General features: G+C 33.4%; 16 protein-coding genes and 1 pseudogene. 11 read left to right on the top strand and 6 right to left on the bottom strand.

The features are described from left to right. Window positions 1-844: pseudogene (psaB, locus tag HA145_RS08520) on the top strand (photosystem I core protein PsaB); the annotation flags it as partial. 106 nt (window positions 845-950) lie between these two features. Further along, window positions 951-1913: a glycosyltransferase family 2 protein gene (locus tag HA145_RS08515; protein WP_209128732.1), complete on the top strand. Its 963-nt coding sequence runs from the start codon at window positions 951-953 to the stop codon at window positions 1911-1913. Window positions 1914-1917: 4 nt separating this feature from the next. Here HA145_RS08515 and HA145_RS09690 read toward each other — a convergent pair whose 3' ends face one another. Beyond that, complete coding sequence (locus HA145_RS09690; protein WP_348535478.1) at window positions 1918-2082, bottom strand: hypothetical protein; 165 nt, start codon at window positions 2080-2082, stop codon at window positions 1918-1920. A gap of 320 nt (window positions 2083-2402) precedes the next feature. On the opposite strand from HA145_RS09690, the gene HA145_RS08505 reads away from it, so the two are divergent. Both HA145_RS08505 and HA145_RS08500 read left to right on the top strand, forming a co-directional pair. After that, complete coding sequence (locus HA145_RS08505) at window positions 2403-2516, top strand: photosystem I reaction center subunit VIII (protein ID WP_002807990.1); 114 nt, start codon at window positions 2403-2405, stop codon at window positions 2514-2516. A 27-nt stretch (window positions 2517-2543) separates the two neighbouring features. Further along, the gene (locus tag HA145_RS08500) at window positions 2544-3143 is read left to right on the top strand and encodes a photosystem I reaction center protein subunit XI (RefSeq protein ID WP_025893579.1); all 600 of its coding nucleotides are present in this window, start codon (window positions 2544-2546) and stop codon (window positions 3141-3143) included. Between the two features lie 68 nt (window positions 3144-3211). Here the strand turns inward: HA145_RS08500 and HA145_RS08495 are convergent, their stop codons facing one another. Then, window positions 3212-3970 (bottom strand): C40 family peptidase, encoded by a 759-nt coding sequence (locus tag HA145_RS08495; RefSeq protein ID WP_209128730.1) that lies wholly within the window; start codon window positions 3968-3970, stop codon window positions 3212-3214. A gap of 3 nt (window positions 3971-3973) precedes the next feature. Here HA145_RS08495 and HA145_RS08490 point away from each other — a divergent pair, with 3 nt between their 5' ends. After that, entirely contained in the window at window positions 3974-4882 is a 909-nt protein-coding gene (locus tag HA145_RS08490) for a serine hydrolase (RefSeq protein ID WP_209128729.1), read from the top strand. Here the strand turns inward: HA145_RS08490 and HA145_RS08485 are convergent. Continuing rightward, window positions 4879-5091, bottom strand: coding sequence for a hypothetical protein (locus HA145_RS08485; protein ID WP_209128728.1), 213 nt, complete (start codon window positions 5089-5091; stop codon window positions 4879-4881). The genes HA145_RS08490 and HA145_RS08485 overlap by 4 nt on opposite strands. 1 nt (window position 5092) lies before the next feature. Then, window positions 5093-5716, bottom strand: a complete 624-nt coding sequence (locus tag HA145_RS08480; RefSeq protein ID WP_245151844.1) for a recombinase family protein — start codon at window positions 5714-5716, stop codon at window positions 5093-5095. A 344-nt stretch (window positions 5717-6060) separates the two neighbouring features. Here HA145_RS08480 and lipA point away from each other — a divergent pair, with 344 nt between their 5' ends. Continuing rightward, window positions 6061-6954: a lipoyl synthase gene (gene lipA, locus HA145_RS08475; protein WP_209128726.1), complete on the top strand. Its 894-nt coding sequence runs from the start codon at window positions 6061-6063 to the stop codon at window positions 6952-6954. A 6-nt stretch (window positions 6955-6960) separates the two neighbouring features. On the opposite strand, the gene HA145_RS08470 is transcribed toward lipA, so the two are convergent. Beyond that, on the bottom strand, window positions 6961-7254 hold the full coding sequence (locus HA145_RS08470) for a YciI family protein (protein WP_209128725.1): 294 nt from the start codon (window positions 7252-7254) through the stop codon (window positions 6961-6963). Continuing rightward, the gene (gltB, locus tag HA145_RS08465; protein WP_209128724.1) at window positions 7255-11829 is read right to left on the bottom strand and encodes a glutamate synthase large subunit; all 4575 of its coding nucleotides are present in this window, start codon (window positions 11827-11829) and stop codon (window positions 7255-7257) included. It lies immediately after the preceding gene. 196 nt (window positions 11830-12025) lie between these two features. Between gltB and rpsL the strand changes: the two genes are divergently transcribed. The 5 genes from rpsL (at window position 12026) to rpsJ (ending at window position 16735) form a co-directional block, all read left to right on the top strand. Next, window positions 12026-12400: a 30S ribosomal protein S12 gene (rpsL, locus tag HA145_RS08460; RefSeq protein ID WP_025915119.1), complete on the top strand. Its 375-nt coding sequence runs from the start codon at window positions 12026-12028 to the stop codon at window positions 12398-12400. A gap of 25 nt (window positions 12401-12425) precedes the next feature. Next, a complete protein-coding gene (rpsG, locus tag HA145_RS08455; protein ID WP_002806267.1) occupies window positions 12426-12896 on the top strand; it encodes a 30S ribosomal protein S7 in 471 nt (156 codons plus the stop codon). A 97-nt stretch (window positions 12897-12993) separates the two neighbouring features. Beyond that, window positions 12994-15069: an elongation factor G gene (gene fusA, locus HA145_RS08450; protein WP_209128723.1), complete on the top strand. Its 2076-nt coding sequence runs from the start codon at window positions 12994-12996 to the stop codon at window positions 15067-15069. Window positions 15070-15114: 45 nt separating this feature from the next. Next, the gene (tuf, locus tag HA145_RS08445; protein WP_025923574.1) at window positions 15115-16314 is read left to right on the top strand and encodes an elongation factor Tu; all 1200 of its coding nucleotides are present in this window, start codon (window positions 15115-15117) and stop codon (window positions 16312-16314) included. Window positions 16315-16414: 100 nt separating this feature from the next. Further along, window positions 16415-16735, top strand: a complete 321-nt coding sequence (gene rpsJ, locus HA145_RS08440; protein ID WP_002807536.1) for a 30S ribosomal protein S10 — start codon at window positions 16415-16417, stop codon at window positions 16733-16735. Window positions 16736-16755 lie beyond the last annotated feature (20 nt).

The raw sequence follows: 16755 nt of genomic DNA, 5'->3' as shown, positions 1-16755 counted from the left end.
AGAGATGTCTTGCTTGGTTTATCTGCGAGAACTGCATAAGATGATGTACGGTTTTAACGCTTTATTATCTGATCCTACAAGTTCCGCAAGTCTCGCAGCTAATTCATTGCCAGGTAATCATTACTGGATGGATCTTATCAATAGACAAGATGCATTAAGTGCCTTCTTACCTATAGGCCCTGCTGATTTCTTAGTTCACCATGCTATCGCTTTAGGTCTTCATACAACAGCATTAATCCTTATTAAAGGTGCACTTGATGCTAGAGGAACAAAATTAATTCCTGATAAGAAAGATTTAGGTTATGCATTCCCTTGCGATGGACCTGGACGTGGAGGTACTTGTGATAGTTCATCTTGGGACGCTATGTACTTAGCTATGTTCTGGGCATTAAACTTACTAGCATGGGTAACTTTCTACTGGCATTGGAAACACCTAGCAATTTGGCAGGGTAACGTAGCACAATTTAATGAATCAGGAACTTATCTAATGGGTTGGTTCAGAGATTATCTCTGGTTAAACTCTGCTCAACTTATTAACGGATATAATCCATTCGGAGTAAACTCATTATCTCCTTGGGCTTGGATGTTCCTATTCGGTCACTTAGTTTGGGCTACTGGTTTCATGTTCCTAATATCATGGCGTGGTTACTGGCAAGAATTAATTGAAACATTAGTTTGGGCACATCAGCGTACTCCAATTGCTAACCTTGTTGGTTGGAGAGATAAGCCAGTCGCACTTTCAATTGTTCAAGCTAGATTAGTTGGATTAGCCCATTTCACTATTGGTAACATTCTTACTTTCGGTGCATTTGTGATTGCATCAACTTCTGGTAAATTTGGCTAAATTTTCCTTTGAATAATTCAAATCACCACATCTGTGGTGATTTTTTTTTGTTTAATTTTAATGATGTAAATTAAGTTAAAATTATATATACATATATCAAATATAAATGTCAGGTATAAAACAATTAATTTCTATTATCATCCCCGTTTTCAATGAAAGTGAGAGTATTGGTTTTTTATTGGATGAAGTTATAAATGTAATGTCATTAAATAAATTTAATTTTGAATTGATTGTTGTAAATGATGGTTCTAAAGACAATACTCAACAAATATTAAAACAATTAACTCTCAAAATTAAAGAATTGTCAGTAATTTCCCTTCGCAAAAATTATGGGCAAACTGCAGCAATGTCAGCTGGCTTTGATAACTCTAAAGGCGATATTGTCATTACTTTGGATGGTGATTTACAGAATGATCCAAATGATATTCCGATATTAATTTCTGAAATTAATAATGGCTACGATTTGATTTGTGGATGGAGGTTTGATAGAAAAGATAAATTAATTAATAGAAAGATACCATCAAAAATAGCGAATAAATTAATAGCTCGCGTAACAGGCTTGAAGTTGCATGACTATGGATGTTCATTAAAAGCTTTTAAAAAAGAAATAATTGATGATATTAAATTGTATGGAGAACTTCACAGGTTTTTGCCTGTCTTAGCAAATATTGAAGGTGCAAGAATCAAAGAAATTAAAGTCAATCATAGAAGCAGGCAATATGGATCTAGCAAATATGGAATAGATAGAACTTTTAGAGTGTTAATGGATTTACTAACTGTTTGGTTTATGACTAAATTTTTAACAAGACCGATGTATGGATTTGGTTTTGTTGGAATCATAAGTATTTTGATTAGCCTTGCAATGAGTTCCTATTTGATAGTTTTAAAAATAATGGGTGAGGATATTGGAAATCGTCCGTTGTTAATGTTTGCATTAATATTGGGAATTGCTGGGGTTCAATTATTTAGCTTTGGATTATTGAGCGAACTTTTAATTAGAACATATCATGAAAGTCAAAGTCGTCCAATTTATAGAATAAGGTCAATAAGTAGTGCCAATCAAAATTAAATTTTTACTTGAATTTTCTTATTAATAAAGCTGAAAGTTTAACCACTTCAGGAGACATATCTTTTAAGCCTTTTCGTAAAATTGATAATGTTGATTTATCAGACAATTCTTCCGCAATTTTTAATGCTTTTAATTTGTCTTCTGTATTTCCCTGAAAAAGACTAAACATTTTATTTCTTTGAGAATTTTTATAAAATAATGAGTACTTTTTTGCTTCGTGATTGTATAAAAAACTTTTTTTATTAGATAGAAATTTATTATTATTGTTTCTATTTTTTTTTAATTTAACAGAATGTAATTTGCCATTATTTATAAACTTTATAAAGCTTCTTTTTCTTAAAATTAGAAGTAATATTCCTATAAAAATAATAAGTACAATTGCGAAAAAATTTAACATGTAAAAAGTTAATAATTTTTATATCATCCAGTAATAAAATTAACACTATTTTCCAGATAAATACTAAAGTGTTTAAAGATGTTTAAAGAACTATGCCATCTGATTTACCAAGCCTCTTACCCTCAATTTTTGTTCCATTAATTGGTATAGCAATGCCTGCTGTTTTTATCGTATTGATTGGAAGATTTATTACAGCAACTGAATAAATTATTAAACACTAAATTATTAAAAACATGAGCGACTTTCAAAAATCATTCTCAGAATCAACAAGTTCAATTAAGTTTGATGAGAAATACATAGATAATTCTGTACAACCAAATGATATTGGTGTTGCAGAACAATGGGCAGTAAAAACTGTTGCTGATCCATGTGTTGGTAATTTAGCTACCCCAGTTAATAGTGGCTATTTTACAAAAGCTTTTATAAATAATTTGCCTTTTTATAGAGAAGGTATTTCTCCTAATTTTAGAGGCTTAGAAACTGGAGCAGCTTTTGGTTACCTCTTATACGGTCCTTTCACTATGACTGGCCCACTAAGAAATTCTGAATTCGCTCTAACTGCTGGACTTCTCGCGGCTATTGGAGCTGTCCATATTTTGACAGCGCTTTTAGTTCTTTATAATGCACCAGGTAAAGCACCTAATGTTCAGCCTCCAGATGCGACTGTTAATAATCCGCCAAAGGACTTATTTACAAGAGCTGGTTGGGCTGATTTTACAAGTGGATTTTGGTTAGGAGGCTGTGGAGGAGCTGTTTTTGCTTGGCTACTTGTCGGGACATTACACTTGGATACCATAATGCCAATTATTAAAAATATTTGGACTGCTGGGTAATTCCTAAAAAAAGAACAAGTAATATTTAAAATTTAATTTTAAATTAATTAAAAGGTGGGCTCTACTTACTAACGTATTGTTTTGTCCCATCTATAATTCCTGACAACTCTACCTGCCGAAATAAGCTTGGATTTATAATGCAATGAGATTTTATCATTAGACTGTTTTAGGGAATCTAATCCTATTCCATTTCTGCCAAAATCCTTTCCAGAGCTATGGTAATACAAACCGTCTCCTTTGTAGATTCCAATATGATCACATTTTTCTATATTTCCAAAAAATAAAAGATCTCCTGGTTGAAGAGCCGCATAGGATTCTTTGTAATAAAAAAGGTGTTTACAAAAACTTTTTATTTGAAAAGAGTCTCGAGGTATATGAATATGATGCTTTAAAAAAGCAGTCTGAATTAAACCAGAACAATCAAAATTGGGTCCTAATGTACCTCCCCAAAGGTATACATTATTTAACTCAGCTTGATCCTTGATCCATTTTAAAATTGAAGTAATTTTATCTTTTATTAGGAATTGTTCATTTTTTAAACTATCAGTTTTATTTAATTCATATTTTTCAATAATCAATCCATCTAAATTTATCCAACAGACATAGCCATCTTCGAATAGCTGAATAAGAATTCTTGAAAATTTATGCTTGTTTTGATGAATATTTGGATAAATAAGCCTAAAAATTCTATTTTTAAATATTTCAGTAACTAATTTATTTTCTGTTTCATTTTGATATCCAGAAATATTAACTTTTAATTTCCACCAAATAGTTTTTGAAAAATTAGTTTGCTTAAATAGTGAGATAGGATTTTTATAACTTTCCATACAATGTCCTTTTACTATTTTAGTAAAGAGATGGGTCTAGCCCTAAATGATATTTTAGGGAGAGTATGTACTCATAATAAAGATTTTTCAAGAGAAGATATTGCTATAACTTGGATTAATTATAAAAGTGAAAATAACAGTGTATTTAAAGGTTTTGGAACTGGTATTAATAATAAAAAAATGGTTTACCCTGCCAGCATAGTCAAGTTGGTTTATGGCCTTGCTGCTTTTTATTGGATTAAAAAAGGTTGTTTATTATTATCAGATGAACTTAATGATGCTGTAAGGAAAATGTTGTCTTTCTCAAGTAATAATGCAACAAGCTTCTTAATTGATTTACTTACAGGAACAACAAGTGGACCTTGTATTGAAGGTCAATTATGGGAAAATTGGAAATTTCAAAGAAGTATAATAAATGATTGGCTACATGATTTAAATTGGGAGGAATTGAGTGGTATAAATTGCTGTCAGAAGACCTGGGATGATGGACCATATGGTCGCGAAAAAGAATTTTATGGGCATGAAAATAAAAATAGAAACGCTATGAATTCTGATTCAGCTGCAAGGGTTTTGGAGGAAATTATGATTCATATTGATTATCAAAAAGATGACTTAAATTTACGAAGTTTTTTAAAAAGAAATTTAAATAAAGTTGCTCTTAAAAATGATTCTCTTAATCAAATAGATGGTTTTTTGGGTGAAGGATTACCAGAAAACATTGATCTTTGGAGTAAAGCAGGCTTAATGTCTGAAGTTAGACATGATTCAGCTTGGTGGACTAATAGTCAATCTTTACACACTTTATTAGTTGTTTTTTGTAATGGAGAAGAATATTCTAAAGATACTTCCTTTTTACCATTAATAGCCAAAGAAGTATATGAATTTAATAAGAGATATAGTATTAAGGACTAAAGTAAATCGTCTGAGTAATTAGAATCTAATTTATCAGTATAGGCTTCATAAGGTAACATCATTACCTCTTCAAAATCTAAATCATTAATAATCCATTCTCTATATTCTGCTAATAAACTTTTTCTATCTTCTTTATCTAATTCATAAATACGCAATGCTGTATCTTTAAAATTTTCTTTAATTAAATTTTCAATTTCTTTCTTCTTCATTTTATGTTAATTCTCCTTCTAAAATAACTCTTCTTATTGTTGATAATGCAATTCCTGTTTGTGACCTGATTGATCGATATGAATATCCCTCATTACGTAATCTCATTACTAGAGATTCCTTTAAAGGACTAATTTTGGGCCTTCCTCCCAAGTTATTTCCAGATAATTTTCTGCGTAATAGTTGTTCTTTTTTTCTTTCACCTAAGCTATTATCCTCTAAATTATCTAATTCATATAAAATCTTGAAAATTGAAGAATTTGCTCTAGTTGATTCATTGGCAGCAAAAAAACCAGTCAAAGTTCGCAATTTAATATCCTTATTAATAAGTTTATTTATTGTTCTCAAACATTCTTTTTTATTTTTAAATGCTCTGTCAAGCTGAGTTATTATTAATTGATCGCCTTTAGATAAGCAATTTATAGCTTTATTGAGTTGGGGTTTAATTTCTTCATCTAAACTTATAAATTCAGAGAAAACTAAACTGCAACCCTCTGCCTTTAAAAATTTTATTTGCTCTTCTAAATATTCATGTTCATTATTAGAAGCTCTAGCATAACCTATTGCTTTAGAGTTTTTATTTTTTTTAGATAGTAAAAGACGTTTTCTTTTAAATTTAAAAGTCAATGTTTTATTACATATATTTTTTACTGTATCAATAAATAAATAAAAAAACACTTTTTAGTACAAAAAAAAACATATGGCTATTGGATTAAATTATTTCAAAGTTTAATAAAAATGTTTTTGTAACTGTACTAAAAATAACGTTCTAAATACTGTTTCATTTTTAGTTGATGAAACAAAAATATATTTTAAGTTGTAGCTTGAATTATGATTTTTTAAATTATCGATGAACTAGTTAAATCAATTTATTTTTTGACTTCAATTAAATCGGCTTCATTTTTGAGATAATTAATAGTTAATTCAAATTGTTTTTAGTAAAATAAAATTACAGGCCAGAAACAATTAATTTGACTAATAATCGTAATAGTTTAATTTCAAAACCTGATTGGTTAAGAGTAAAGGCTCCGCAAGTTGAGAGAATTGGTAACACTGCAAATTTGTTAAATGATTTAAATCTCAATACCGTATGTCAAGAAGCAAGCTGTCCTAATATTGGTGAATGTTTTGCTAGTGGAACTGCTACTTTCCTCATAATGGGTCCTGGCTGTACTAGGGCATGTCCATATTGCGATATTGATTTTGATAGATCTAAAAGAGAGTTAGATCCAACAGAACCACATCGTCTAGCCGAAGCCGTTTATAGAATGAAGCTTAAACATGTTGTAATCACATCAGTTAATAGAGACGATCTTGAGGATGGGGGTGCATCCCAATTCTTTGAATGTGTTTATCAAATAAGAAAAAAATCTCCAGAAACTTCTATTGAGCTTTTAATTCCTGATTTTTGTGGCAACTGGAAAGCTCTTGAAAAAGTTCTTGATTCAAATCCAAACGTTTTAAACCATAATATTGAGACTGTGCCTTCGCTATATAAAAAAGTAAGACCTCAGGGTAAATATGAGAGAACTCTTGAGTTACTTAAAAGAACCAGAGACTATTCTCCAAAAGTTTATACAAAGTCAGGCTTTATGCTTGGTTTAGGGGAAAAAGATGAGGAGGTTTTAAGTCTTCTTAAGGATTTAAAAAGTAATTTCGTAGATATTGTTACTATTGGCCAATATTTATCTCCAGGCCCTAATCATTTGCCTGTTCAAAGATTTGTAAGTCCCTCAAAATTTAATTACTTTAAAGTTTTCGGGGAAAAAGATTTGGACTTTATGCAAGTAATAAGTTCTCCTTTAACTCGAAGCAGTTACCATGCTGAAGAGATTCAAAAACTTATGAAAAAGTATCCGAGATAGTTATTTTCATTTATTTGAATCTACCCACTCATTTAATTTCCATTCAACTAGATTATTCTTAATCATTGGATCATTCTTAATTATTTCTAGTGCATTTTTATAATTATTCATTTCAAGAATGAGTAACCCTCCGTCACCAGGCCTATTGAACTCATCTACCAAAAAACCACTTTTTATATTAATTCCCTCTTTTTTTAATTTTTTTATCCAATCAATATGTTCGTTAATTATTTTTCGTTTTAAATCAATATTAATTAAATATTCTTTTTTTATGGTTTCAGTTTTTACAAAGAAAGGCATTTACATTTTCTTTATGCCAAGCATCTCTTCTTCGCTTGGGGGAACAATTAATTTGAAATTACTCTTGAAATCAGACCAATTTTTAATTATTTTGTCAGCCTTTAAGCTATTTGTTTTTGCTTGATATTCTCTAATAATTTCCAATAAAGTATTTTCCTGCTTGGATGAAGTTATTTTATGAATGCTAACTATTTCTTTATTAACTTTATTACTTAAATCATTATTCTCATCGAGTATAAAAGCTATACCACCAGTCATGCCCGCACCAATATTCCTTCCTGTGGAACCTAGAATAACTACTTTACCGCCAGTCATATATTCACAACAATGATCACCTGCTCCCTCTGTTACTGCTGTAGCGCCACTATTTCTTACTGCAAATCTTTCTCCCGATTTTCCTAATGCAAATAATTTTCCTCCTGTTGCTCCATAAAGGCAGGTATTTCCAAGGATAACTTGTTCGGAGGAGATTTCATCTATTTTTGGTGGAATTATTGTGAGTATTCCTCCATTCATTCCTTTACAAACATAATCATTTGCTTCTCCAATTAATTGAACAATCATTCCCTTCAATAAAAAGGCACCAAAGCTCTGTCCTGCATACCCTTTAAAATTTAAGTGGAGTTCTCCATTGAAGCCAGTATTTCCATGAAGTTCTGCGATTTCGCCTGATATTTTCGCACAAACACTTCTATCTGTATTTTTTATTTCAATTTCTTTGGTTAATTTTTGGTGATTTTTAATTGAATCTATAAATTCAGTATCAGACAAAAACTCATCTTCTAGTACAGAACCATTACTATGAGCATTTTTTGAATGATTTAACCATGATCTATCAGTGGTTGAATATTCATTATTTACTAAAGAAGAAAGATCGATATTAGAAGTTTTTGGAAGACCGATATTTCTTGCAGAAAGAAATTCTCGATTACCAATAAGTTCTTCCATATTAGAAACTCCAATTTTACTCATTATCTGTCTTACTTCTTCAGCAATATACAAGAAAAAATTGACAACATTTTCTGGAATACCTTTAAATCTTTTTCTTAATTCTTCTTTTTGAGTGGCAACTCCAACAGGACACTTGTTTGTATGACAAACCCGAGCCATTATGCATCCTTCAGCAATCATCGCTACAGAACCGAAACCGTATTCTTCAGCACCTAGTAAAGCTGCAATAACTACATCCCAGCCTGTTTTAAGACCTCCATCAGTTCTTAAAATTACTCTTTCTCGTAAGTTATTTTCTAATAGAGATTTATGAACTTCAGCAACACCTAGTTCCCATGGTAAACCTGCATGTTTAATAGAACTTAGGGGTGAAGCCCCTGTACCTCCGTCATGCCCTGAAATTTGAATTACATCTGCATTAGCTTTGCTTACTCCAGCAGCAATAGTGCCTATACCAATTTCAGAAACAAGTTTAACGCTCACTTTCGCTTTTGGATGAACTTGGTGTAAGTCATGGATAAGTTGAGCTAAATCTTCAATTGAATAAATATCATGATGCGGAGGAGGAGATATTAGAGCTACTCCAGGTTTACTATTTCTTAGTTTCGCGATGTAAGAATCAACTTTTGGACCAGGTAATTGTCCCCCTTCTCCAGGTTTTGCACCTTGAGCCATTTTAATTTCTAGTTGTTTACCACTTCTTAGATATTCAGGTGTAACCCCAAATCTACCTGATGCTATTTGTTTAATCGCTGAGCATGCGGTGTCTCCATTTTCTAGACCTTTTATAAATGGCAAAGTCGCTGATTGAGTATTTTCATCGATATCATTTAAAACATTAAAACGAGCTGGATCTTCTCCCCCCTCTCCACTATTACTTTTTCCACCAATTCTATTCATTGCAACTGCTAACACTTCATGTGCTTCTCTTGATAAAGCACCCAAACTCATTCCTCCAGTACAGAACCTTTTGCAAATTGATTCAACACTTTCAACTTTCTCTAATGGAATGCTTTTTCTTTTTGAATTAATTGTTAGTAAATCTCTTAGAGATGTTGTCGGTCTATTACTAATGAGTTTTTTGTAAGTTTCAAAATGATCGTATCCTGGTCCTTGTTTTACAGCTGAATGTAAAACTTTGGACATCTCAGGATTATTTGAGTGATATTCTCCATTATTTCTAAATTGTACAAATCCTAAAAATTCTAATTTTTTTAAATTTATCTCTGGATAAGCTTTCGTATGTATTGAAAGTGTTTCATTAGTTAATTCTTTTAATGTTATGCCAGCGATGCGGCTTGTTGTACCATCAAAAGCCATTTTTATTAAGTCAGATCCAAGGCCTACAGCTTCAAAAATTTGCGCGCCATGGTAACTAGATAAAAGTGAGATACCAATTTTCGAAAGAATTTTTCTTAGACCGTCTTCTAGAGCTTTTTTTATATTTTCTTGAACATCAATTATTGATAATGGATTTATTTTTTTGCTATCAATGAGTTTTTGTGTTTTTGGATGTTTTAACCAGTGTCTTCCTGCTTCGAAGGTCAACCAAGGGCAAACTGCACTTGCGCCATAACCAATCAAACAAGCCAAGTGATGTGTGCTCCAACATTGACCAGTTTCAATAATTAAAGAAGCTTTTAGCCTTATTTCTTTTTTTAAAAGATAATGATGAACTGCCCCAACAGCAAGTAAAGGAGGAATAAAAGTCTTTTTAGGGTTTATTCCCTTATCAGAAATAACAATTAAAGAGCAACCTTCTTTTATAGAAATCTCACTCTGTTTGCAAATTTCTATTAATTGGTCTTCTAAGCCTTGAACACCTTCCTCAATATCAAACAAACTTGAGATTGTTTGACATTTAATTTTTGACTTTTTAATGGAAATGAGTTCTTGCTCATTGAGAATTGGACTTTGTAAATGAACAAAAGGTTTAGGATCTTTAATCTCAAATGGTGTACATCTTTCGCCAAGATGCATCTCTAAACTCATTACCAGTTTTTCTCTCAGAGGGTCAATAGGAGGATTAGTAACTTGCGCAAATCTTTGCTTAAAGTAGTCATATAAGATATGTGGCTTTGATGAAAGCACAGCTAGTGGGATGTCGTCACCCATGCAATAAGTAGGCTCTTTAGCTAATGAAGCCATTGAATCTAAGATAAGATCATTATCTTCCGCTGAAAAACCATATGCAGTTTGTTGTTGTATTAACTCAAGGTCTTTTAGTTTGCAGTCTTTAACCCATTCATTATTTCCAATTTTTATAGTTCTATTACTAAGTAGATTTTTATAATCATGCCTTTGAGCTGCTTCAGATTTTACCTCCCAATTTCTCAGGACTCTATTTTGTTGAAAATCAACTGCCAACATTTGTCCAGGTCCTAATCGACCTTTCTCTATTACTCTTTCTTCTTCAAGTTCTACTACTCCCGTTTCAGAACCCATTATTACAAAACCATCATTTGTTATTGAATATCTTGCTGGTCTAAGACCATTTCTATCAAGCGTTGCTCCTACAAAATTACCATCTGCAAATACAAGGAGAGCAGGTCCATCCCAAGCTTCTTGTAGGCTCGCAGAATACTCATAAAATGCTTTAATATCTTCTCTTCGTTCAAGTTCTGGTTGATCTCTAAATGCTTCTGGAACGAGTTTTAATAATGAATCAGTTATTGGTTGACCTGAGCGAATATTAATTTCAAGGGTTGCATCAAGATTTGATGAATCACTTTTATTTATATCTACGATCGGCTTAATTTCTTTAGATAAATCTCCCCAAAAGTGATCTATGTGAGTTTCTGAAGCTTTAGCCCAATTAATATTACCTAAGAGAGTATTTATTTCTCCGTTGTGACCTAAAAATCTCATAGGTTGGGCAAGTGGCCATTTTGGAAGTGTATTGGTACTAAATCTACGATGATAAACAGAAAATGAGACCTTAAAACTCTCCTCTTTTAGATCTTGATAAAACTCAGATAATATTTCAGATCGCACCATACCTTTGTATACAACTGTTTGAGAACTTAGTGAGGCAAAATAAAATTCACAATCCCCAACATGGTTTTTATATGTTTCTCTTATTTTTTTTTCAATTCTTTTTCTTAATTGAAATAAAATCCTCTCAATATCCTGATGATCTTTTTTATCTATGTATAAAATCCATTGGCAGATGAACGGGGCATTTGCCTTAGCTAAAGGACCTAAGACTTCATTATTAACAGGTACCGTTCTCCAAAATGTGTAGCCGACTCTTAGTTTTTTTGCTTCCTGATCACATATTAATTTACACTCTTCAATTTTCTCTTTTCTGTTAGGCATAAAAACCATGCCTAAACCTCTATTAAACTCTTGTTGATCTTTTAGATTGATTTCTTCATCTAAGTATTGCCAAGGAATTGAACACAAAATGCCTGCCCCATCTCCTGAGTCACTATCACCTCCACAACCGCCTCTGTGTTCCATGCAGTTAAGACCCCTGAGAGATTCTTTAAGAATCCAGTTGCTTTCTATTCCTTTAACATTGGCTATAAAACCAACACCACAAGCATCTTTCTCACCGATTATTCCATCTGGGGAATAACTATCTTGATATGGCCCAACGATTCTTTTGTTACTCTCTGCCATAGATTATTTAATTCTATTTAGTTATTTATGTATTTCTATTATAAAAATAAATATGAAAATAAATCTAAAGATAATGAATATTTACCAAAGAATTTTAATTTCACAAATTTTTTAAAAAAATATGATTAAAAACTTTTAGTTGGTGCTCGTAAAAGGTTATGATGTTTAAATGTTTATTTTTTTCAAAAGATAATAGATGCCCACCATCTCGCAATTAATTGGTTCAGAAAGAAAACGTCTGACTAGAAAAACAAAATCTCCCGCTTTAAAGGCTTGCCCAGAAAGAAGAGGAGTATGTACAAGGGTTTATACTTCAACCCCCAAAAAACCGAATTCAGCTTTAAGAAAAGTTGCAAGGGTGAGATTAACTTCTGGTTTCGAAGTAACAGCTTATATCCCTGGTATTGGTCATAATTTGCAAGAACACTCTGTAGTACTGCTTAGAGGTGGAAGAGTTAAAGATTTGCCAGGCGTTAGATACCATATAATTAGAGGAACTTTAGATACCGCTGGAGTCAAAGATAGACGTCAATCCAGATCTAAGTATGGAGCAAAAGCTCCAAAAGATTAATTTGTAAACATCACTTTTTTTAAAAATGTCACGTCGTAATGCTGCAGTAAAAAGACCAGTTCTTCCAGATCCTCAATTTAATAGTCGTCTAGCTTCTATGATGATTTCTCGATTGATGAAACATGGTAAAAAGTCGACAGCTCAAAGAATATTGTCTGATGCTTTTTCTTTAATAAGCGAGAGAACAGGTGGGAATGCAGTCGAATTATTTGAAACAGCTGTAAAAAATGCTACTCCTCTTGTCGAGGTAAGAGCTAGGAGAGTTGGTGGTGCAACATATCAAGTACCTATGGAAGTACGCCAAGAGAGGGGTACAGCTATGGCCTTAAGATGGCTTGTTACATTCTCACGCGCAAGGAACGGCAAAAGTATGTCACAGAAACTTGCTGGTGAGTTGATGGATGCAGCAAATGAAACTGGTAGTGCTGTTAAAAAAAGAGAAGACACTCATAAAATGGCTGAAGCTAACAAAGCTTTTGCACATTACAGATATTAATTTCATCAAAAAGGTACTTAAGTAGTTTATTATTATTAAAGTTTGCTTTTAGGGTGAACTATACTTATCAAAAATTATTTTATTTGGAGCTTTAAAATTGGCACGCGACTTTCCCCTAGAACGAGTAAGAAATATAGGTATAGCCGCTCATATTGATGCAGGGAAGACTACAACTACTGAAAGAATTTTGTTTTATTCAGGCGTTGTTCACAAGATAGGGGAAGTACATGATGGTGCTGCCGTAACTGATTGGATGGCTCAAGAACGAGAAAGAGGAATAACCATTACTGCTGCTGCAATATCTACTAGTTGGCAAGATCACAGAATTAATATTATTGATACTCCTGGTCACGTTGATTTTACTATTGAAGTGGAAAGATCAATGCGAGTCTTGGACGGAGTAATAGCTGTATTTTGCGCAGTTGGTGGGGTTCAGCCTCAATCTGAAACAGTTTGGCGTCAAGCAGATAGATACTCTGTCCCAAGAATGGTTTTTGTTAATAAAATGGACAGGACTGGCGCAGATTTTCTTAAAGTTAATAAACAAATTAAAGATCGACTAAAGGCAAATGCACTTCCAATTCAGTTACCTATTGGAGCTGAAGGTGATCTTACAGGTATTATTGATTTAGTAGCAAACAAAGCCTATCTTTACAAAAATGACTTAGGTACTGATATCGAAGAAGCTCCAATTCCATCTGAAATGGAGGAGGAAGCTGCAGATTGGAGATTTAAGTTGATGGAGAGTGTTGCAGAAAATGATGAAGAGTTAATTGAAGTATTCCTTGAGACAGGAGAACTATCTGAAGAACAACTCAAAAAAGGAATTAGAGAGGGGGTTTTAAAGCATGGATTGGTTCCAGTATTATGCGGGTCAGCTTTTAAGAATAAAGGGGTTCAACTTGTATTAGATGCTGTAGTCGATTACTTGCCAGCACCAGTCGATGTTAAGCCAATACAAGGTGTTTTACCAAGTGGCAAAGAAGATGTTAGACCTTCAGATGATAATGCTCCTTTCAGTGCATTAGCTTTCAAAGTGATGTCAGATCCCTATGGAAAATTAACTTTTGTAAGAATGTATTCAGGTGTTCTTTCAAAGGGGAGTTATGTAATGAACTCCACTAAGGATGCTAAAGAGAGAATTTCTAGATTGGTGATTCTTAAGGCGGATGAAAGAGAGGAGGTTGATGAATTGAGGGCTGGAGATTTAGGAGCTGTTTTAGGTCTTAAGAATACAACAACTGGTGACACTTTATGTAATACAGATGATCCAATAGTTTTGGAGACCTTGTTTATCCCTGAACCAGTTATCTCGGTGGCTGTTGAGCCAAAAACAAAGGGCGATATGGAAAAATTATCAAAAGCTTTAACTGCTTTGTCTGAAGAGGATCCCACTTTTAGGGTAAGTACAGACCCTGAAACAAATCAAACTGTAATTGCAGGTATGGGTGAGTTGCACTTGGAAATACTTGTTGACAGAATGTTAAGAGAATTTAAGGTTGAAGCAAATATAGGGGCTCCTCAGGTTTCATATAGAGAGACTATTAGGTCTAGTTCTAAAGGTGAAGGTAAATATGCAAGACAAACTGGAGGAAAAGGCCAATATGGTCATGTAATTATTGAAATGGAACCTGCTGAAGTTGGTAAAGGATTTGAATTTGTAAATAAAATTGTTGGCGGAGCTGTACCAAAAGAGTATATTGGTCCTGCATCTAATGGAATGAAAGAAACCTGCGAATCTGGTGTTCTTGCTGGTTATCCACTTATTGATGTAAAAGTAACACTAGTCGATGGTTCATTCCACGATGTAGACTCATCTGAAATGGCCTTCAAAATTGCAGGTTCCATGGCTTTTAAAGACGGGGTTAAAAAATGCAATCCTGTCCTATTAGAGCCTATGATGAAAGTTGAGGTCGAAAGTCCAGACGACTTTCTTGGATCTGTAATTGGTGATCTCTCTTCTAGAAGAGGTCAAGTAGAAGGACAATCTATTGATGATGGATTGTCTAAGGTACAGGCCAAAGTGCCCTTAGCCGAAATGTTCGGTTATGCCACTCAACTCCGATCAATGACTCAAGGTCGGGGTATATTTTCAATGGAGTTCGCAAATTATGAGGAAGTTCCTCGTAATGTTGCTGAAGCTATCATTTCCAAGAATCAGGGCAACTCCTGATCTCTAAACTAAAACACTCTTAAACCCTCGATTCTTTAATTCAAAATGGCTCGCGAGAAGTTCGAAAGGAACAAACCACATGTCAACATAGGTACTATTGGCCATGTTGATCATGGAAAAACAACACTAACAGCTGCTATTACAAATGTATTAGCTAAAAAAGGTCAAGCTCAAGCTCAAGACTATGGAGACATTGATGGTGCTCCTGAAGAACGAGAGCGTGGCATTACCATTAATACAGCTCATGTTGAGTATGAAACAGAAGGCAGACATTATGCTCATGTCGATTGCCCAGGACATGCTGATTATGTGAAAAACATGATCACAGGAGCTGCCCAGATGGACGGAGCTATTCTAGTTTGTGCAGCTACTGATGGTCCTATGGCTCAAACAAAAGAGCATATTCTTTTAGCTAAACAGGTTGGAGTTCCTGCTCTTGTAGTTGCTCTCAATAAGTGCGATATGGTCGATGATGAAGAAATTATTGAACTTGTCGAAATGGAAATTAGGGAATTATTAGATAGTTATGACTTCCCAGGAGATGACATTCCTATAGTTCAAGTTTCAGGTTTAAAAGCCCTCGAAGGTGATTCTACTTGGGAATCAAAGATTGAAGAATTAATGAAAGCAGTTGATGCTAGCATTCCTGAACCAGAAAGAGAAGTTGATAAACCATTCTTGATGGCAGTTGAAGACGTTTTCTCGATTACTGGTAGAGGAACTGTTGCTACTGGAAGAATTGAGAGGGGTAAAGTAAAAGTTGGAGAAGAAGTAGAAATAGTTGGAATAAGAGATACAAGAGTAACAACTGTTACTGGAGTTGAAATGTTCCGAAAACTTCTTGATGAAGGTATGGCTGGCGATAATGTTGGTTTACTTCTACGTGGTGTACAGAAAGAAGATATTGAGAGAGGAATGGTCCTAGTGAAGAAAGGATCTATTACCCCTCATACCCAGTTTGAAGGAGAAGTTTATGTTCTCAAAAAAGAAGAGGGCGGAAGACATACTCCTTTCTTTGCAGGATATAGACCTCAGTTCTATATCAGAACAACTGATGTGACAGGTCAAATAACTGCATTTACTTCAGATGATGGCTCTAATGTTGAAATGGTTATGCCAGGAGACAGAATTAAGATGACTGGAGAATTAATTTGTCCAGTAGCTATCGAACAGGGTATGCGATTCGCCATTCGTGAAGGAGGACGTACTATCGGTGCTGGAGTTGTTTCTAAAATACTCAAATAATATATTTGAATTTTAAAAATTTAACCTCAATCATCTAATATAGGTTTATGGATAAGGGTCATTCTAATCAATGACCCTCCACTAGAAGTTATTTGAAACTATGACTGCATCAATTGCACAACAAAAAATAAGAATAAGGCTCAAAGCTTTTGATAGAAGAATGCTGGATTTATCTTGCGACAAAATAATCCAAACTGCTGATACTACTTCTGCCTCAGCAATAGGTCCAATACCTTTACCTACAAAAAGGAAGATTTATTGTGTCCTGAGATCACCACATGTTGATAAAGATTCTAGAGAGCATTTTGAAACAAGAACACATCGAAGAATAATAGATATTTATAGTCCTTCTGCAAAAACTATTGATGCCTTAATGAAGTTAGATCTTCCTAGTGGAGTAGATATAGAAGTTAAACTTTAAGAAATCCCAAAATCTTCTTA

It is taken from the genome of Prochlorococcus marinus XMU1411 (genome assembly GCF_017696075.1).
Lineage (GTDB): Bacteria > Cyanobacteriota > Cyanobacteriia > PCC-6307 > Cyanobiaceae > Prochlorococcus_A > Prochlorococcus_A marinus_V.
The sequence above is the reverse complement of the archived record's forward strand: the minus strand, read 5'-3'. Positions and strand labels throughout refer to the sequence as shown.